Source organism: Aminobacter sp. MSH1 (assembly GCF_003071665.1).
In the GTDB taxonomy this organism is placed as follows: domain Bacteria; phylum Pseudomonadota; class Alphaproteobacteria; order Rhizobiales; family Rhizobiaceae; genus Aminobacter; species Aminobacter niigataensis.
The window spans coordinates 2,357,646-2,376,743 of the sequence record NZ_CP026265.1 but is presented as its reverse complement, the minus strand read 5'-3'; the positions used below and the strand labels follow the sequence as shown (position 1 = coordinate 2,376,743).

At 64.4% G+C, this 19,098-nt stretch carries 17 protein-coding genes; 13 read left to right on the top strand and 4 right to left on the bottom strand.

Features of this window, described 5'->3' with window-relative positions:
* Window positions 1-62 precede the first annotated feature (62 nt).
* From CO731_RS11755 to CO731_RS11735, 5 genes are all read left to right on the top strand, one after another.
* Complete coding sequence (locus CO731_RS11755) at window positions 63-878, top strand: ABC transporter ATP-binding protein (protein WP_108607248.1); 816 nt, start codon at window positions 63-65, stop codon at window positions 876-878.
* A gap of 20 nt (window positions 879-898) precedes the next feature.
* Window positions 899-1,843, top strand: a complete 945-nt coding sequence (locus CO731_RS11750) for an ABC transporter substrate-binding protein (RefSeq protein WP_108607247.1) — start codon at window positions 899-901, stop codon at window positions 1,841-1,843.
* Window positions 1,844-1,896: 53 nt separating this feature from the next.
* Entirely contained in the window at window positions 1,897-2,904 is a 1,008-nt protein-coding gene (locus CO731_RS11745) for an iron ABC transporter permease (protein WP_108609789.1), read from the top strand.
* Window positions 2,905-3,146: 242 nt separating this feature from the next.
* Window positions 3,147-5,336, top strand: a complete 2,190-nt coding sequence (locus tag CO731_RS11740) for an anthranilate synthase (protein WP_108607246.1) — start codon at window positions 3,147-3,149, stop codon at window positions 5,334-5,336.
* A gap of 28 nt (window positions 5,337-5,364) precedes the next feature.
* Window positions 5,365-6,321 (top strand): cation diffusion facilitator family transporter, encoded by a 957-nt coding sequence (locus tag CO731_RS11735; protein ID WP_108607245.1) that lies wholly within the window; start codon window positions 5,365-5,367, stop codon window positions 6,319-6,321.
* Between the two features lie 112 nt (window positions 6,322-6,433).
* On the opposite strand, the gene CO731_RS11730 is transcribed toward CO731_RS11735, so the two are convergent.
* Window positions 6,434-7,201 (bottom strand): outer membrane protein, encoded by a 768-nt coding sequence (locus CO731_RS11730; protein WP_108607244.1) that lies wholly within the window; start codon window positions 7,199-7,201, stop codon window positions 6,434-6,436.
* A gap of 247 nt (window positions 7,202-7,448) precedes the next feature.
* On the opposite strand from CO731_RS11730, the gene CO731_RS11725 reads away from it, so the two are divergent.
* Window positions 7,449-7,748, top strand: coding sequence for a putative quinol monooxygenase (locus CO731_RS11725; protein WP_108607243.1), 300 nt, complete (start codon window positions 7,449-7,451; stop codon window positions 7,746-7,748).
* Window positions 7,749-7,758: 10 nt separating this feature from the next.
* On the opposite strand, the gene CO731_RS11720 is transcribed toward CO731_RS11725, so the two are convergent.
* Complete coding sequence (locus CO731_RS11720) at window positions 7,759-8,964, bottom strand: metal transporter (RefSeq protein WP_108607242.1); 1,206 nt, start codon at window positions 8,962-8,964, stop codon at window positions 7,759-7,761.
* Complete coding sequence (locus CO731_RS11715; protein ID WP_245439753.1) at window positions 8,961-10,106, bottom strand: multicopper oxidase domain-containing protein; 1,146 nt, start codon at window positions 10,104-10,106, stop codon at window positions 8,961-8,963. Before CO731_RS11715 ends, CO731_RS11720 begins: the two co-directional genes overlap by 4 nt.
* 355 nt (window positions 10,107-10,461) lie before the next feature.
* Here CO731_RS11715 and CO731_RS11710 point away from each other — a divergent pair, with 355 nt between their 5' ends.
* The 6 genes from CO731_RS11710 to CO731_RS11685 all read left to right on the top strand — a co-directional run bounded on the left by CO731_RS11710 (window position 10,462) and on the right by CO731_RS11685 (window position 17,611).
* The gene (locus CO731_RS11710; RefSeq protein ID WP_108607240.1) at window positions 10,462-11,544 is read left to right on the top strand and encodes an AbrB family transcriptional regulator; all 1,083 of its coding nucleotides are present in this window, start codon (window positions 10,462-10,464) and stop codon (window positions 11,542-11,544) included.
* A 114-nt stretch (window positions 11,545-11,658) separates the two neighbouring features.
* Window positions 11,659-11,967, top strand: coding sequence for a hypothetical protein (locus tag CO731_RS11705; protein ID WP_245439751.1), 309 nt, complete (start codon window positions 11,659-11,661; stop codon window positions 11,965-11,967).
* A gap of 392 nt (window positions 11,968-12,359) precedes the next feature.
* Window positions 12,360-14,027 (top strand): 2-isopropylmalate synthase, encoded by a 1,668-nt coding sequence (gene leuA / locus CO731_RS11700; protein WP_108607239.1) that lies wholly within the window; start codon window positions 12,360-12,362, stop codon window positions 14,025-14,027.
* A gap of 136 nt (window positions 14,028-14,163) precedes the next feature.
* Window positions 14,164-15,921: a hypothetical protein gene (locus CO731_RS11695; RefSeq protein ID WP_199914589.1), complete on the top strand. Its 1,758-nt coding sequence runs from the start codon at window positions 14,164-14,166 to the stop codon at window positions 15,919-15,921.
* A gap of 128 nt (window positions 15,922-16,049) precedes the next feature.
* On the top strand, window positions 16,050-16,850 hold the full coding sequence (locus CO731_RS11690) for an alpha/beta fold hydrolase (protein WP_108607238.1): 801 nt from the start codon (window positions 16,050-16,052) through the stop codon (window positions 16,848-16,850).
* Window positions 16,851-17,002: 152 nt separating this feature from the next.
* On the top strand, window positions 17,003-17,611 hold the full coding sequence (locus CO731_RS11685) for a hypothetical protein (protein WP_108607237.1): 609 nt from the start codon (window positions 17,003-17,005) through the stop codon (window positions 17,609-17,611).
* Here the strand turns inward: CO731_RS11685 and CO731_RS11680 are convergent.
* Window positions 17,601-18,536: a metallophosphoesterase gene (locus CO731_RS11680; RefSeq protein ID WP_108607236.1), complete on the bottom strand. Its 936-nt coding sequence runs from the start codon at window positions 18,534-18,536 to the stop codon at window positions 17,601-17,603. The genes CO731_RS11685 and CO731_RS11680 overlap by 11 nt on opposite strands.
* 53 nt (window positions 18,537-18,589) lie before the next feature.
* Between CO731_RS11680 and CO731_RS11675 the strand changes: the two genes are divergently transcribed.
* Window positions 18,590-19,090 (top strand): NUDIX domain-containing protein, encoded by a 501-nt coding sequence (locus CO731_RS11675; protein WP_108609786.1) that lies wholly within the window; start codon window positions 18,590-18,592, stop codon window positions 19,088-19,090.
* Window positions 19,091-19,098 lie beyond the last annotated feature (8 nt).

Sequence of the window (19,098 nt, the reverse complement as noted above, 5' to 3'; positions counted from 1 at the left end):
TTTCCGTACCGGCGCGCTCACCGGATCGTTCTGCCACCTCCGCCTGACTGCGGAGACAGGGCATGCTCGATCGCGTCCACGCCGCTAGCCGCCTTGTAGGCACCACCCCGGCACTGCTCGAACTCGACGGCGTCAGCTGGGGGCCGCGCGCCTCCAGGCCTATCCTCGAGCCGGTGACGCTTGCGGTCGCTCCGGGCGAAATGCTCGCCATCGTCGGCCCCAATGGCGCCGGCAAATCGAGCCTGCTGCGCTGCCTCTACCGCTACCACAGGCCGATCTCGGGAACGGTCCGGCTGGATGGCACCGACATCTGGACGATGAAGCCGCGTGACTGCGCCCGCCGCATCGCCACCGTGCTGCAGGAAAGCGCCTCCGACTTCGGCCTGACCGTGGCCGAGATCGTCGAGCTGGGGCTGACCCCGCACGCAACCGGCATTCGCACCGGCGATCAGGACTACGACCAGGTCGAGGCAGCGCTTGCATTGCTCGGCCTGACCGCGCTCGCCGCGCGCGACTTCAACTCGCTGTCCGGCGGCGAAAAGCAGCGCGTGATGATTGCCCGCGCGCTGGTGCAGCGGCCCGATCTGCTGATCCTCGACGAGCCGACCAACCATCTCGACATCCGCCACCAGCTCGAAGTTCTGGAGCTGCTCGGCAATCTCGGCTGCACCGTCATCGTCTCCCTGCACGACCTGGCGCTCGCATCGGCCCATGCCGACCGCGTGCTGGTGATGGACGCGGGCCGCGCGGCGGCTTGCGGCAGGCCGGCAGACATCCTGACGCCCGAACGCATCCGCTTGAGCTTTTCCGTCGGTGCGATCCTCGACGACCATCCCATCACCGGTCGCCCGCGCTTTTCCTTCCACCTCGAACGCTGACAACAACCCAAGGAGCCCCAATGCGCCTGCCCATCATCGCCGCCGCCCTGCTCGCCACCTGTGCTTCCGCCGCTGCCAGCGGCTTTCCCGCCACCGTCAAGAGCTGCAACCGCGACGTGACCTTCGAGGCCGCACCCAAGCGGGCTGTCTCCCACGACGTCAACCTGACCGAGATGATGCTGGTGCTCGGGCTCGCCGACCGCATGGCCGGCTATTCCGGCATTTCCGGCTGGAAGACGCTGGACGAGAACCTGCGCAAAGGCGTCGGCGAACTGCCGGAGCTCGCGCCGAAATACGTCACCAAGGAAGTGCTGCTGGGTGCCGATGCCGACCTGTTCTTCGCCGGCTGGAACTACGGCATGAAGGTCGGCGGCGACGTCACCCCCGACACGCTCATCCCCTTCAACATCCCGGTCTACGAGCTGACCGAGAGCTGCATCCACATCATGAAGAAGGACAAGTCGTCGCTTCAGGACATGTATGCCGACCTGCTCAATCTCGGCGCGATCTTCGGCGTGCGCGAAAAGGCGGAAGCGCTGGTGGCAGGCTACGAGAAGGAGCTCGCCGATTTCCAGGCGTCGCTGCCCAAGCTGGACTGGCCGGTCAGCGTGTTCCTTTATGATTCCGGCGAGCAGAAGCCCTTCACCGCTGGCCGCTACGCCATGCCGACGGCGATCATCGAGGCAGCCGGCGGCAAGAACATCTCCGACGACGTCGAGTCGAGCTGGGTCGAGATCGGCTGGGAGCCGGTCATCGAGCGCAACCCGGACATGGTTGTGATCGTCAACTACGGCGAGGTCACCGCCGAGCAGAAGATCGAGTTCATGCGCTCCAACCCGGCCTTCAAGGACATTGCCGCTGTCAAGAACAACCGCTTCTTCGTGCTCGAATACATCGAGGCGACTCCGGGGCCGCGCAACATCGCCGCCATCAAGCGGCTGGCCGCCGCCATGCGCGCCGACTGACCGTGTCGCACCGCCACCTCGTCGCGGGGCCAAGGCACGCCCTGATCCATGCCATGCCGGCCCTGATACCGGGGCTGGTCATCCTGCTCGTCGCCGCCATGGTCATCGCCGTCGGCGTCGGTCCGGTCGCGATCCCTCTGGAGACCGTGTGGGGCGTGATCGCCAACAAGCTGGTGCCGGGAAGCGTCGAGGTGGCCTGGTCGAGCGGCCGCGAGAACATCGTCTGGGACGTGCGCGCGCCACGCGTCATCCTGGGCGCGGCAGTCGGCGCCTCGCTGGCGCTGGTGGGTGCAGCGCTGCAATCGGTGACGCGCAACCCGCTCGCCGACCCGCATCTGCTCGGAGTCTCGTCCGGTGCTGCCTTCGGCGCGATCATGGCGCTGATCCACGCCGGCATGATCTTCGGCGCCATCACTGTGCCGGTGTTCGCCTTTGCCGGAGCGCTGGCGGCGACAGCGCTGGTGCTGGCGATCGCCAACTTGGCACGGGCGCAGTCGGCCGGCCAGCTGATCCTCGCCGGCGTGGCGGTGAGCTTCATCATCAGCGCCGCCGGCAATTTGTTGATCTTCATCGGCGACCCCAAGGCCGCCCATGTCGCGATCTTCTGGATGCTCGGCGGGCTCGGCCTGGCGCAGTGGAGCCACCTGCCCTACCCGCTTGCAGCCCTCCTTGTGGGCGGCGCCTGGCTGATGACGCAGACACGCAACCTGAACGCCATGACGCTCGGCGACGAAAGCGCCACCGCGCTCGGCATCCCAGCCCGGCGATTTCGGCTCAATGTGTTTGTCGTCTGCGCGCTGTTGACCGGATGTGCCGTCGCCTATTCCGGCGCCATCGCATTCGTCGGCCTGATGATCTCGCATATCGTGCGCTTCTTCGTCGGCGGCGACTATCGCCGCGTGCTGCCGCTGTCGGCGCTGGTGGGAGCCATCTTCCTGATCGCTGCCGACATGGCCGCCCGCACGGTGATGCCGCCGCAGGACATGCCGCTAGGCATCGTCACCGGACTGATCGGAGGCGTGGCATTCGTGGTGCTGATGCGGCGCCGGACGACAAATTGAGCGTCAGTTGGTAATGCAATGCAAGACGACGCAAATCCAGTTGCACCCCCCGTTTTTCCTAGCTATGGATTTGCCATGAACACGACTTCGCTCCAGAACATTTGGTGGCGGGCCAGCTGACAGCGGCCTCTTGAAGCGCGTGCGCGTGAAAATTGTGATGGCCGCAACGGGATTTCCGGGCGGCCATTTGCTTTTTTCGAACCAGGCTCCGGACGCTCCCACGGCAACAGATGGAGACGGGAATGACGTTGGAACTGCTTGATAACGGTGCCGAGCGCTACGTGACCGGAGGTGGTGTTTCCATCACCAGGCAGCGCCATGAGACCGCCTATGCCGGGGCGATCGAGACCTATCTCGACGGACTGAACAGCCGGCGCGGCGCGGTCTTCTCCTCCAACTACGAATATCCCGGCCGCTATACCAGATGGGATACCGCGATCATCGACCCGCCTGTCGTGATCTCGGCACGCGGCCGCGCCATGAAGATCGAGGCGCTCAACGCCCGCGGCGAGGTGCTGCTGCCGGTCATCCACGCGGCACTGGCGCCGCTCGAGGAACTGACCATCGGCGAGACGACGAAGCGCCTGATCGCGCTTCAGGTGGCAACGCCCGGGCGTGTCTTCACCGAAGAGGAGCGTTCGCGCGTGCCTTCGGTGTTCACCGTTCTGCGTGCCATCACCGCACTGTTCAAGTCGGACGAGGACAGCAATCTCGGCCTCTATGGCGCCTTCGGCTACGACCTCGCCTTCCAGTTCGACCCGGTCGAGCACAAGTTGGAGCGCAAGGAGAGCCAGCGCGACCTGGTGCTGTTCCTGCCCGACGAGATCCTGGTCGTCGACCACTATTCGGCCAAGGCCTGGCACGACCGCTACGACTATTCCGGCAAGGGTTTCTCGACCGAAGGCATCGCCCGCGACAGCGCTGCCGAGCCCTTCAAGGCTTCCGACCGCATCCCCCCCCGCGGCGACCACGAGCCGGGCGAATATGCCCAGCTGGTGCGCCGGGCGATGGACAGCTTCAAGCGCGGCGACCTGTTCGAGGTCGTGCCCGGCCAGATGTTCTATGAGCGCTGCGAGACCGCACCGTCCGAAATCTCGCGCCGGCTGAAGACGATCAACCCCTCGCCCTACTCGTTCTTCATCAATCTCGGCGAGGGCGAATACCTGATCGGGGCGTCGCCGGAGATGTTCGTGCGCGTCAACGGCCGCCGCGTCGAGACCTGCCCGATCTCGGGCACCATCAAGCGCGGCGACGACGCCATCTCCGACAGCGAGCAGATCCTCAAGCTGCTGAACTCGAAGAAGGACGAATCCGAGCTGACAATGTGCTCGGACGTCGACCGCAACGACAAGAGCCGCGTCTGCGAACCCGGCTCGGTGCGCGTCATCGGCCGCCGCCAAATCGAGATGTATTCGCGGCTGATCCACACCGTCGATCACATCGAGGGCCGCCTGCGCGAGGGCATGGATGCCTTCGATGCGTTCCTCAGCCATGCCTGGGCGGTGACCGTCACCGGCGCGCCCAAATTGTGGGCGATGCGTTTCATCGAGCAGAACGAAAAGAGCCCGCGCGCCTGGTATGGCGGGGCGATCGGCATGGTGCATTTCAACGGCGACCTGAACACCGGCCTGACGCTGCGCACCATCCGCATCAAGGACGGCATCGCCGAGGTGCGTGCCGGCGCCACCCTGCTCTACGATTCCGTTCCCGAAGAAGAAGAAGCCGAAACCGAACTGAAGGCCTCAGCCATGCTTTCCGCCATCCGCGACGCCAAGACCGGCAACTCCGCAGGCACCGAGCGCACCACCGCGCGTGTCGGCGAAGGGGTCAAGATCCTGCTCGTCGACCACGAGGACTCGTTCGTCCACACCTTGGCCAACTACTTCCGCCAGACTGGCGCCGACGTCTCCACCGTGCGCTCGCCGGTGCCGGAGGAGATCTTCGACCGCATCAAGCCGGATCTCGTGGTGCTTTCGCCCGGACCGGGCACGCCCAAGGATTTCGGCACGGCGGCGACGATTAAGAAGGCACGCGACCGCGACCTGCCGATCTTCGGCGTGTGCCTGGGCCTGCAGGCGCTGGCCGAAGCCTATGGCGGCGAATTGCGCCAGCTGGCGGTGCCGATGCACGGCAAGCCGTCGCGCATCCGCGTCTCCAAGCCGGGCATCATCTTCTCCGGCCTGCCCAAGGAAGTGACCGTCGGCCGCTACCATTCGATCTTCGCCGATCCGGTGCGCCTGCCCAGCGATTTCGTGGTCACCGCCGAGACCGAGGACGGCGTCATCATGGCGTTCGAGCACAAGAAGGAGCCGATCGCCGCCGTTCAGTTCCATCCCGAATCGATCATGACCCTCGGCCACGATGCCGGCATGCGGATGATCGAGAACGTCGTCGCGCACATGCCGCGCAAGGCCAAGGACAAGGCGGCCTGAGCGGCCGCCGGGACTGCAAGCAGAGATCATGAGCGAAACCGAAACACAGAGCTTGTCGGCCACCCGCGGTGGACAGCCATCGTCCAAGCGGCGTGTCGCCAGGCTCGCCTTCTGGTCGATCATCATCGGCGCGGGCGTCATGGGCCTGAAATTCGTCGCCTGGTGGCTGACGGGTTCCGTGGCGCTGTATTCGGACGCGCTCGAATCGATCGTCAACGTCGTCGCTGCCATGGCCGCCTTCTGGGCGATCAAGATCAGCCACAAGCCGGCGGACATGGGCCACCAGCACGGCCACCACAAGGCGGAATATTTCTCGGCCGTGCTCGAAGGCGTGCTGATCGTAGTTGCCGCCTTCCTGATCCTGTTCGAGGTCTGGCGCAGCTGGGGCGTGCCGATGGACGTCGAACAGCCCTGGTTCGGCCTCGGCATCAACGGCGTCGCAGCAGTGATCAACGCCATCTGGGCAGGCGCGCTGATCCGCGTCGGCCGGGCCGAACGCTCGCCCGCCATGGTTGCCGACGGCCACCACATCATGACCGACGTGGTGACCTCCGCCGGCGTGCTGATCGGCCTCGTCGCTGCCGTTGTCACCGGCTGGAAGATCCTCGATCCGGCACTGGCCGTGATCGTGGCGCTCAACATCCTGTGGCAGGGCTGGCACGTCATCAGCTCGTCGATGGACGGGCTGATGGACCGCGCCGTCGAGCTCAACGAGCACATGCGCATCCGCGACATCATCTCGGCCAATTCCAAGGGCGCGATCGAGGTCCACGACCTCAAGACCCGCATCGCCGGCCGCGCCACCTTCATCGAGTTCCATCTGGTCGTCGACGCCGACATGACCGTCGGCGAAAGCCACGTCATCTGCGACCGCATTGAGGATGCGCTGCGGGCCGACATCCCGTCGGTGCGGGTCATCATCCATGTCGAGCCTGACGACGAGGCCAAGCTGCCCAGGGGCACTGTGGCGGTGCCTTTCGCGTGATCTTGAGCTGATGTAGCCCGGCCTGGCATGGGACAACGCGAAAACAAAGAAGAACGCGCACCGGCACGAGGAAACGCCCCGCTCGAACCGATGCGCCCGGCCCCCCGCCGGATTAGTTGAACTGCCAGCTCACTCGCGCCATGATCGCGTGAAATGCGGTGTCGACATTGTGGGTCGAGCCGCGGGTGTCGATTTCGCCCGTTTCGGAATCTCTGGCAAAGCTTGAAACAGTGAACGACCCAAGGTCGACATAGTTGTAATCGAGCCCGAGGATGATGTTGTTCGTCCAGGCGTAGTTGACGCCTGTGCCGATGGTCCAGCCTGGCCGGGAAAACGTCTTCGTAACATCAAACCTGCCCGCGTCGCTGTAAGTATCGATGCGGCTGCGCACCTGGCCATAGGCCAGGCCGCCCTTTGCGAAGACCAGCCATCTGTCGGAGGCATAGCCGAGCCGCGGCGTCAGCATCCCAAGCCAGTCGAGCCGCGTCGATATGGTGTCCTGCCGAGTGTCATTCCAATTGAACGGACTGTGGATGCCGGACCTGCCGACATTTGCGAGGGAAAGCGACCCCTCGAGGCCGAGCACGAAATTTTCGTACTGCTGGTTGTAGCCGGCATGGACACCGAGCAAGCCTCCGCCCATCCGATGTGAGAAGGTGTCTCCAGCTTCCCAGTTGAAGTAATTTTGCGAGGGAAAATTGATCCCTTCGTCGTTGGCGAAGGTGTAGTCGGCGTCACCCCAGCCAACCCCTGCATGGCCACCGGCGTAGAAGCCTGTCCAGTTGAACGGGACCGCCGGCTCTGTTGCGAGGGGCTCTGCTGCAGACGCGATTGCGACGCTGCCAACCAGGATCGTCGCCGCCAAGACCAGTTTATGCATCTTACGCACTGCATTTCCCCCTGGACGCCGCAGCCGGCGTCCTGTCCCCGAATCCGATCGGCCAATCCCTATTGCCGTGCTGACCGATGCGTCTCGCACAGCGAGCGGAAGTCTCCGGAATTGAGCGGAAATCGGGGCAAAGCATCTGTCAGCAGCCTTTCAGCCCAGCCACTTGCGACACTGGACATGAAGCTCCTGCACGCGCTCAATCGCCTGCGGCGGAGATTTGGATGCGAGGATATCGGGTATGTTCGGATTGATAGGCAAGATGCGCGCGCAACCCGGCAAGCGGGACGCGTTGCTGGCAATACTGCTCGACAGCACCGGCAGCATGCCCGGCTGCCTGAGCTACGTCGTCGCCAAGGACCCGGCCGATCCCGACGCCATCTGGATCACCGAAGTGTGGGACGACAGGGAAAACCACAAGGCATCCTTGCAGTTGCCCGAAGTGCGGTCCGCGATCACTTCGGCGATGCCGTTGATTGCCGGTTTCGACAGCAGCACCGAGGTCGAGCCGGTTGGCGGCGTTGGGCTGCCGCGTTCCTGACCCCCCTCGATCAGACCTTCACCAGCATCGCAGTGAGGTACATGAGGCCGGCGCCTGCGGCGAGGCCGGTCATGGCGGCGGGACTGAAGAGCCCGCCAACGTCAACGCCGTCGCGCCGGCGCAACAATGCCGTCACCTCGACAATGACCTGCAGGATGGCCCCGGCGCCGATGGCGAGCGCCAGTGCCGACCATTGCGGCGCAAAGGCGAGGCTGCCGATCCACAGGCCAAGCACCGCCGGCCCGCCGGCGAGCAGCGTCAGCCAAACGAAGGTCCACAACGTCACCCGCTGGCGCAGGATGGGTGCGGCGATGCCGATCCCTTCGGTGACATTGTGCAGCGCAAAGCCGATCACCAGGAAGGTGCCGAGCCCGGCAGCACCGGCGGCGAAGGCGGCACCTATGGCGAGCCCCTCGCCGAAATTGTGCAGCCCGATGCCGATGGCGATGTAGGTGGCGAGCGCAAGACCCTTCGGCGCGCCGTTGCGCCGGCCGATCCCCATCAGGATCAGGAAGCTGGCCGTTGCGGCCAGCACCACCATCACCTGCCCCTGGAAAATCGCGGCGGATTCTCCTGCCAACTCGAGGGCTTCGCTCAACGCATCGACCATCAGGAAGGCGAGCAGGCCGACGGTGAGCGCAAGGAGGAAACTCATGCCGGAGCGGCCGACGCCGCGCAGCGCCGGATAGAACATCAGCCCAACCGCAACCGGCACGATTCCGACGAAGATGCCGAGGATCGCCTGCGTCAGCAGGCTCGAGCTGTCGGGGACCGGTGTCGCCACGGCAACGGGAATTTCGTGAGCGAAGGTGGCACCCGTGCTGGTCACCAGATTGACCGCGTGCGCTTCACCAAGCACCCACGGGAAAGGCACGTGGATCCAGGCGGACGACCCTCGCGCCAAAGGCCCGGGGGGATCTTGCGTGAATTGCCAATAGGCATCGTCGACCTGGACCTGTGCGATGGTCATCGGTTCGGACCCGCCGGCACGGACCAGGACGCTGATGCCGTCGCCGGCAAGGATGACGCGTTCGAAGGCAATGTCTTCAACCGGCGGCGCACCGCTGTTGAACCTCGCCATCGGGTTGGTCGCAATCAGAACCGCGATGGCAGCGGCAAAGGCCAGCAGCGGCAGGACGACCCACCACAGCGCCCGGCGCGGCGAAGGCGTGCCCGGCAATTCGGCTTCGGTTTCGACGATCGGAGCGTCCCTCATGCGACTTCCTCCACGACGTCGAACATGCCGACCCAGCCAAGCTCGGTGAATTCCGACTGATGCGGATGGAACATGTAGAGGCCTGGCTCGTGATCGGCGAAGCTGAACTCGATGATGCCGCGCTGGGCCTGGCATTGGGTGATCAGGTCGACGGTCTTCAACGTCGGCGTCAGCGTCGTTCCCTGGTCGAAATAGTCGAAGAAGTTGCCGTGCAGGTGAAACGAGTTGATGGGATCGAACTCGACGACGTTGATCAGGTAGATCCGCACCGGCCTGTTCTTTGCGATCCTGATCGGCGAATTCATGTAGGTGTGCGCCACCGTGTTGACGGCATAGAACTCGTTCTCGCCGTCGAAATTGGTGTCGAAGGCGTTCATCACCATGACGAACTCCTGCCACTGCCTGTTCTCGGGCGTGCCATAGAGCCGCGAACGGGCGACATCGGCCTGCTCGGGATGGCGTGCGGGATCGGGGTCGATGACGAAGGTGCCGTACATGCCCTTGTGGATGTGCCGTTTCAGCGGCAACGCGTGGCAGTGGTAGAGGTGGCAGCCGAAGGGCTTGGCGTCGAACTCGTAGACGAACTCCTCGCCGGGATTGATCAGGCCGGCCCCAGGCACGCCGTCCATGCGCGCCGCATGAATGCCATGGAAATGCATCGAATGCGGGTGCGAGCCGTAGTTCTTGAAAACGATGCGTAAGCGCTCGCCTTCGGTCGCCCGCAGCGCCGGGCCGGGAACGCGTCCGTTGTAGGTCCAGGCCGGGAACATGACCCCCGGGGCGATCTCGATCTCCTTGTCCTCGGCAAGGACCTCGAAGGTCCGGAGCGTGCGACCGTCGGGCAGGACCAACGTCGTTCCAACATCCCAGTCGGTAAGCATCTTGGCCGGGTCGAAGCCGTTGCGGACACTGTCGACCTCGCCGACCGTGACCATCGCGCCATGGGCGCCGCTGTGCCCGGATATTGGAGCGGCCTTATAGGCGCTGTCGGCAGCAGCCGCGCCAGCGGCATCATGCCCGCCGTGCGCCGCCTGGCCCACGGCCGAACTGACGCTGACGGCGGTCGCGCCAGCCGTGCAAATGCCGCCGGCCAACAGCAACCTGCGGCTCAGCCGTTCCCGCAACCAACCTGGTGTTTCCACCTTACCCTCTTTTGCAAATGAGAATGATTTGCATCATGCACTCGCAGTCGCCAGTGCACAAGTTGAATCTGAGCGGCAGCGCCATGGCTCAAACCAGTGCCGTGCAAAGACAATCCAGCACGGGCGGAGAGACGCCCTCGCAAGCTACAGAGGAGAGGAGTTGCCTGTATTGCGCACATCGCTGGTTTCAGAGCCGCAGCCGACCGCGACAAACACCTGTTCCGATTCATCAATTCGGCGTCCACAGGTCGCGAACCGCAATTGCCTTTGTTGCCGCCAAACGCATGGCGCTCACGAAGATAATTACCCTTGGACAGGGCTGACACCGTCGGCCGAATAGGTCTAAGACGGCCGCATGAAGCCAGACCCGCAGCCTGCCGCCCCGCTGTCCGAAACGAAGCCCTGGCTGCAATGGCTGCTGCTGCTGGCTTGCTCGGCCCTGGTTGGCGGCGTGCTGGAAATGGTGCACCTGCCTGCCGCGCTGCTGGTCGGCCCGATGCTGGTGGCGATCGCACTCGGCAGCAGCGGCGCCACGGTCCGCGTGCCCAAGCCACTCTTCGTCGCAGCACAGGCGCTGTTGGGTTGCCTCGTCGCCAACTCGATCTCGCCCGGCATCTTCACCACATTCGCCGCCGAATGGCCGCTGTTTTTGGGCGCGGCGATTGCCACGGTTGCCGCCAGCAGCTTCCTTGGCTGGTTCATCTCGCGGCTCAAGGTGCTACCGGGCACGACGGCGGTTTGGGGTTCGGCGCCGGGAGCGGCAACAGCGATGGTTCTGATGGCCGACGCCTTCGGCGCCGACGCCCGGCTTGTCGCCTTCATGCAATATCTGCGCGTCATCATGGTCTCGCTTGCCGCCGCGGTCGTCGCCCGGCTCTGGGTCGACACGTCGGGCGTCGAAACGCCGCCGATCGAGTGGTTCCCCGCTTTCCAATGGCCCGCCTTCTCCGCGATGATCGGGGTCGCCGTGGCCGGCAGTGCGCTTGGCGTTCTGCTGCGAATCCCCTCGCCCTACTTCGTCGGCAGCATGATCGTCGGTGCGACCCTGCATCTCGGCCTGGGCGTGCCGCAGCAACTGCCGGAGTGGCTGCTCGCCATCGGCTATACGCTGATCGGCTGGTCGATCGGCCTCAACTTCACCCGGCCCATCCTGCGCCACGCCGCGCGTGCCTTGCCTCAGGTGGTCGGCTCGATCGCGGCCTTGATGGCCTTCTGCGGCGCCCTGGCCTGGGGGCTGCACCAAATCCTCGGCGTCGATCCGCTGACCGCCTATCTCGCCACCAGTCCCGGCGGCATGGATTCGATCGCCATCATCGCCGCAGCGGCCGACAATGTCGACCTGTCGTTCGTGCTGACACTACAGATGCTGCGCTTCCTGATCGTGCTGATGTTCGGACCCGCCCTGGCAAAGCTGGTGGCCAAGTCGATCAAGGATTGAGACGCCACGCGCATCGGCCAGCGCTCCCATTTCGACAAAATCGATCGCCCCTGTAGCATCGGCCACTTGTCGCTCGTCCTTTGGTCACGGGCACTGAAACCAACGGAAGGGACAATGGCGATGGCGCGCAACGGACCAGCAAGAGTCGAACTGGAAAACGTCAATCACCCCGGCCAGGTCAATTCAGCCGATGCCGCCATGTATCATGCGATGAAGCAGGCGATCCTCGAGGTACTGCCGGCGAAGTCGCCTGGGCTGACCGTGGCGCAGATGCAGGACGGCGTGCGCGGCCACCTGCCTGAAGACCTTTATCCCGGCGGCGCCAAGGCAGGCTGGTGGGCCAAGGCGGTGCAGCTCGACCTCGAGGCAAAAGGCATCATCGCCCGCGAGCGGGTGAGCCCCCTGCGCCTGCACAAGGCCTGACGCCCGACGGCATCACGCCGGAGTTGCCCGGCTGACATCCGCCCTGTCGCGGACGGCCGCCCTTGCGCGCGCCATGCGCCTCCTGTAAGAGAGCGGCCATGACTTCGCGCAAGATCACCGAAATCTCCCGTCCGGCCGCTTTTGCGGGCGAGACGCTGCGCGCGCTTTCTTCGGCTCTTCTTCTTCTCGGCCTTATCGGCGATCGCCGGGCTCGTTAAGGGAGCGTCCGGCGGTCGAATTGCCGCCGAGGCATCTGCTCCTTTGCTCTTCACAACAGATCCGAAATTCTGATTTAAGACCGCTGAAGCATGCGCGCTATGTCGTGCATGGCGGCCAAGAGAACGAGACCGACAATGAGCAAGACCACCCCAGCTTCCGGCCGGAGCGCCGGCATGCCAACCGCCGCCGTCAAGTATCAAGCCTATCACAAGATCAACCTGCCCGACCGGACCTGGCCGTCCAAGGTCATCGACAAGGCGCCGATCTGGTGCTCGGTCGACTTGCGCGACGGCAACCAGTCGCTCGTCGACCCGATGGGCCACGACCGCAAGGCGCGCATGTTCCAGCTGCTGCTCGACATGGGTTTCAAGGAAATCGAGATCGGCTTTCCCTCGGCGTCGCAGACCGATTTTGATTTTGCCCGCTGGTGCATCGAAGAGGGCAACGTCGCCGACGACGTGTCGCTGCAGGTGCTCGTGCAGTGCCGGCCGGAATTGATCACGCGCACCTTCGAGGCGCTGAAGGGCGCGCACAAGCCGATCGTGCATTTCTACAACTCGACCAGCGAGTTGCAGCGCCGCGTGGTGTTCGGCAAGGACGTCGCCGGCATCAAGCAGATCGCCACCGACGCCGCCAAGATGATCACCGACATGGCGGCCAAGGCCGGCGGCGGCTACCGCTTCCAGTATTCGCCGGAAAGCTTCACCGGCACCGAACTCGAAGTCGCGCTGGAGATCTGCAACGCGGTCACCGAGATCATCAGGCCGACGCCCGACAACAAGCTGATCATCAACCTGCCCTCCACCGTCGAGATGGCGACGCCCAACATCTATGCCGACCAGATCGAGTGGATGTGCCGCAACCTCGACAATCGCGAGAACCTGATCATCTCACTGCATCCCCACAACGATCGCGGCACCGGCATCGCTGCCACCGAGCTCGGCCTGATGGCGGGTGCCGACCGTGTCGAAGGCACGCTGTTCGGCAATGGCGAGCGCACCGGTAACGTCGACGTGGTGACGCTGGCGCTCAACATGTTCACCCAGGGCGTCGACCCTGAACTCGACTGTTCGGACATCGAGCGGATCAAGGCCGTCTACGAATATTCCAACCAGATGGTCATTCCCGAACGCCACCCCTACGTCGGCGAACTGGTCTACACCGCCTTCTCCGGCTCGCACCAGGACGCTATCAACAAGGGCATGAAGGCGATCAAGGTCGCCAACAAGCCGTTGTGGGAAGTGCCTTACCTGCCGATCGACCCGCAGGACGTGGGCCGCAGCTACGAGGCGATCATCCGCATCAACTCGCAGTCGGGCAAGGGCGGCATCGCCTATGTGCTCCAGGCCGACTACGGCCTCAACCTGCCGCGCAGCCTGCAGGTGGAGTTTAGCCAGGACATCCAGGCGATCACCGATGCCGAAGGCAAGGAAGTGTCGGTCAAGCGCATCCATGAACGCTTCCTCGAAGTCTATGTAGACCAGCCGGCCGCACGCCTCAAATTCGTTGATCACCAGACCTTTCCCGATACTGTGATGAAGGGCCGCCGCGTCGTCGAGGCGACCATTGTCGACAACGGCAAGGAAGTGGTGATTTCCGGAACCGGCAACGGCCCGATCGACGGATTCGTCGATGCCCTGTCCCGCCATATCGGGATCGACCTTTCGGTGCTCGACTATTCCGAGCATTCGATCCAGCGCGGCTCCAACGCTTCGGCCATCTGCTACATGGAGGTCGAGCATCCGCGCGGACGCCTGTTCGGCGCCGGAATCAACACCAATATCGTGGCGGCTTCCCTTGAAGCGGTGGTTTCGGCGGCCAATCGCATCCTGACGCGTTAGGGTTAACGCCACTCCGGACACGCCTCGCCCGTGGATAACGGGCGAGGCGTTTGTGCATCGGTGCGCTGCGTGCTTGTGCGCCACCGCCAGCCGACTATGATCCGAACATTCGTACCGGTTCGAAAAGGGTCGATACTTGGTTGCCTCCACGCCTGCCGCCCCCGCAGTGCGCGAAGCGCTTGAGCGGCTTGTTGCCAGCGAGACCTTCGGCCGGTCCGATCGGGCACGAAAACTGCTGCGCTATCTCGTGGAGCGCGATCTCGCCGGCGAAGCCGAGCGGCTGAAGGGCTTTGCCATCGCCGTCGATGTCTTCGGTAAGGACGCCGAATTCGATTCGGCAACCGATGCCGTGGTCCGCGTCCAGGCCGGACGCCTGCGCGAACTTCTGGCTCAGTACTATGCCGTCGAGGGCACGGCCGACCCGATCCGCATCACCATTCCCCGCGGCAGTTACGTGCCCGCCTACGAGGCGGTTGCCGAGAGCCCGCCCGACGTGCCCTCCCCTGGTGAAATCGAGGGAAACGAGGCAATTGCGTCACCAACCAATGTCGAGCTGGGGGCGCCGCCGCTACATGCCGAGGACCAGATGGACCCGGTGTTGCAGGGCACCAGCGTCAAACGGCAACTCAGGTATTTCTGGGCGGCGATGGCACTGGTCATCGTCATGCTCGGCATCTTGGTCTTCCGCAACATCGGCGGCCCGTCCGCCACCAATTCCGCCAGCGTGACCGACTTCCGCAACTCCACCGCCAGTATCACCGATGCAGTCGACCAGTTGCCGGCCGTGCATATTCACCTCGGCCCGGAGGGCGGCGACACCGCGCGGGTCGCGACCGTGCTGCGGACGGCGCTGTCGGGCTTCGACACCATCGATCTCATCGCCCGCGACCGTTCTGAACGAGCCAGGCGTGCCGACGCAACCGATTTCGATTTCGCCGTGAATGCGGGCCCCTCGCCGGGCTCCGTGCTGATCGAACTGCAGCACATGGCCAGCGGCCGCATCCTCTTGTCGCGCGTACTGTCGCCTCAGGAGGTCCAGCCGGATGCGATCGACGACCGCATGGCCGAAATCGTCACCTCGGCGATTCCGGTTTCCGGCATGATCTATGGCTACATCGAGCAGAACGGGCTGCAGCTCGGGCTGGTGGCCTGCCTTCTGCTCAGCGACGACTTCTACATGGACCAGACAGCCGCGAGGCACCGCGCCGCTTATCAATGCATGGAAGAATTGTCGCGGCGCGGCGCCAAGTCTCCCATCGTCTATGCCGAACTCGCTTCGCTGCAACTCGAAGCCGTGACCGACAACTACCGCTATCCGCCCAACGCCACCGCTGACGGAGCCTATGCGCAGGCCCACAACGCGGTACAGACCGGTGCCACCAGCCCCTATGCGCATCGTGCCTACGGCTATCTGCAGTCACGCCTCGGCGACCGCACGGAGTCCATCCGCTGGATGCGCAAGGCCTACGAACTCAATACCTACGACCTGACCATGGCGGCCGCCTACGGCTATGCGCTGGTCCTGTCGGGGAGCTACAGCGACGGCGTGCCGATCATGAAGCGCGCGGTGGAAAGCACCAGTGCCCGTCCCGGCTGGTGGGACTATGGCCTGTTCCTTGGCGAATTCATGCTCGGCAACCGCTACGCCGCGGCGCGCGCCGCCAATTCGCTTACCGCGAACAAGAAGCCGCACTATCTGGCTGCACGCCTCATCGCCGCGGATTTCGCCGGCGACGAGAAGCTCACCGCATCGCTGGTGAAGGAGATTTCTGCAACCTACCCTGCCTTCGCCACCGACCCGGCCACCGCCTTCAACAAGGGCAAATATCCCGCGGAGCTGATCAAATCGCTGACGAAGGCGCTGCGCGCGGCCGGACTGGGCAACCAGACTTGAGTTTCGGTTTATTTTTGGACTGTTTTTTTGCATATTGGGCGCGCTACAAACGTCCAACGGCATTTTAAATCCAACGAATTATACTTATAGTTGCAGTCGATTTCAGGCTTCGGGTTATTTCAGGGAAGATGAATTACTCCATCCATGCGGCCGTTCGGGGAAACGGCACCAACGTGGTGGTCTTGCTTCACGGCTTCGGCGGTTGCTGCGACATCTGGGAGGATGTCGTCGACACGCTGGGTGATGCATTCAGGACCATTGCCTATGACCTGCCGGGACACGGCCGTTCGCTCGACTATCCCAAGGCCGGCTCGGCCAAGGTGGCGGCGAAGGCCGTTCTTGCCGATCTTGCGGCACGCGGCATTGCCGGCGCCCACTTCGTCGGCCACTCGATGGGTGGCGCGGTGGCAACGCTCGCAGCATTGCTCGACCCCGCGCGCGTCGCGTCGCTGACACTACTTGCGCCAGGTGGCTATGGACCGGAGATCAACGCTCCCCTACTCCGGCGCTATGCGGCTGCCGCCTGCGCCGACGAGATCCGCGCCTGTCTCGCCGAAATGTCGAGCCCTGACAGCACAGTGCCGGATGCCGCCATTCGCAACCTTACCGAGATGCGCGCCCGCCCCGGCCAGACCGAAAAGCTTGTCGCCTTTGCCGAGGCAATGACGGCCGACGGCAGGCAGGGAGTCATCCCGCGTCAAGACCTTGCCTCGCTGGCCATGCCGGTGATGGTGGTCTGGGGCACCGACGATGCCGTGCTGCCTTACAGCCATGCCGACGATCTCCCGCCTGGGTTCCTCGTTCACCACGTGCTGGAGATCGGTCATATGCTGCCCGAGGAGACGCCAGGTCTCGTTGCCGACATCGTGCGCCGCATGAGCCGCCGGCGCCAGCGGCGCCAGCCGACATTCACCGACCACAAGGCCTGATGAATCGGATTCTGCACGGCTACCGATAAAGGATTGTACAGAAACCGTTTTGACCGCGTCGCATCTGCGGCAGGACATTTCGGCGGGATACAATTCCGCCGCGATCGTGATTATGTTAACTCTTGCTTAACCGACACCAGAGGCAAGAGGCGATGAGCGACGACAACGTGACCGCGATGAAGCCGGCACGCGTGCTGTCGGACGCCATTCGCGATGTCAAGAACGCGACAGCGGATCGCACCGACGTCGTCGTCGACCTGCGCGAGGCCCATCGCATGCGGCTCGAATTGCTTGCCGCCGAACTCGAGCAAGTCTTCGCCGACGTGCCGAAGGATATCGACAATTTCGACTTTGCCATATCGTCGGGCCTGCAGCCGCGACTGTGGATCGACGCGGTGAGCCATGTCGCCCTCGGTCGCGACCGCCGCACGTTCCGTTTCGTGCGCGACACGCGCATCGGACGCGTGGTCCTGGCCGAGACGACCGACACCAAGCGCGTCGCCGCCCAGGTCACCCGCTACATCGCCGAGAGGATCGTGGAGCGGCAGCAGATGATGGACGGAGGCGCCGAGCTGGCGTTGCCGAGCTTTGCCAGGGACCCTGTCGCCGAAGCGGAGCCGCCTTTGCGGCCCATCGCCAGGCCGATATGGCCAAGCTTCCTGTCCGGCTTCGGCCTGCTTGTCGCCGGCGCCGTCGCCGGCATCGCGGTGATGGCCGCGCTCTACTGGCTGCGCCTCGCCGCGACCGGCGTCAGCTTCTGACCTCGACGATCGAACGCGGAACCATTGCCGTCAGGTCAAGGCTTGCGATCTCCGCAGGCGCCATCGCAGGTCCCACCAGGCCGCGGCGGGTCAGTTTCACATTCCAGCCGCCTGGCTCGCCCGAGATATCGATCAGGTTGAACTGCGCTGCCGGCCTGTGGCCGCCGGGCGCCTGCCCAGCAGCTGCAACGCCGACCACCGGCACCCGGCCGGCCGGCCCGTGGATCCAGTGCAGCGTCGGCAAATGCGAATGGCCGTGCAGCACCAGCTCGGTGCCGTAGCGACTGACCAAGCTCTGGAACTTGCCGATGCCGAACAGCCGCTTGTGCTGGCCCACGGCACCGCGCACCGGCGGATGATGGATCATCACCACCCGAAACAGCCCCCGCCTGCCCGTCTCCTCCAGAATGCGCGCCAGCCGTGCGGCCTGGCCTTCGCGGAAAAAACCGCTGGCCATGAAGGGTGCGGTCGCGCGCGCCGTCGACACGCCGATCAGCGCCACGTTCTTGCGCACGCGAAGATAGGGAAAAGTGTGGCGGCCGACGGGACCATGGGAGCCGTCGCCATTCATCCATGGAGCCCAGGCGTGACAGGCCTTGTCGAAGGCACCGGGCACATAGGCGTCGTGGTTGCCCGGCACGACCGAGACGTCGGCCGGCGCGCCAAGCGTTTCGAGCCACAGCCGCGCCAATTCGATCTCGCCGTCGAGCGCCAGGTTGACCAGATCGCCTGTGACCGCGAGATGGTCGGGCGCCTGCGCCTTGAGGTCGGCAACAATCGTGTCGACGATGCCGTCGTGATGGTGGCGGCTCCGGTTTCGCTGCCAGTTGACGTAGCCGACCATGCGCTTGGAGGCGAGGTCGCGATAGGTTACATCCGGAAGCGGACCAAGATGGACGTCTGAGATATGCGCAAGCCTGAACATCCTTCCCTTTTAGGTGACGCTGCTCCGGCTTTCCACCCATGGCGGCACGCCTGATGGGGAATGGCATCAAGGCCCCTCCGCAGCGCCAGAGCCCGTGGGCGCGGCTGCGCGGCAGGCTGTTTCACCTCTATTTCCTGCTGCGAAGGCCGATGACGCTCGGCGTGCGCGGCCTCGTTCACGACAAGGCGACCAACGCCGTCTTCCTCATCCGCCACACCTACGTGCCCGGTTGGCAATTGCCTGGCGGCGGCGTCGAGATCGGCGAGACTTTTGTCGAATCGCTGACACGCGAACTGGAGGAGGAAGGCAACATCAGCCTCACCGCGCTGCCCGTGCTGAAATCGATCCACCTCAACAAGCAGGCGACCCGGCGCGACCATGTCGGGTTCTACCTGATCGAAGCATTCAGGCAGGACCGGCCCAAGCTGCCCGACCATGAGATCGCCGAGGCGGGATTCTTTCCGCTCGACGCCCTGCCCGAGGGAACGACGCTAGCGACGCGGCGGCGCATCGCCGAAATCTTCGGCGGCGAGCCGCCCTCGCCCTATTGGTAAGGGCAAGG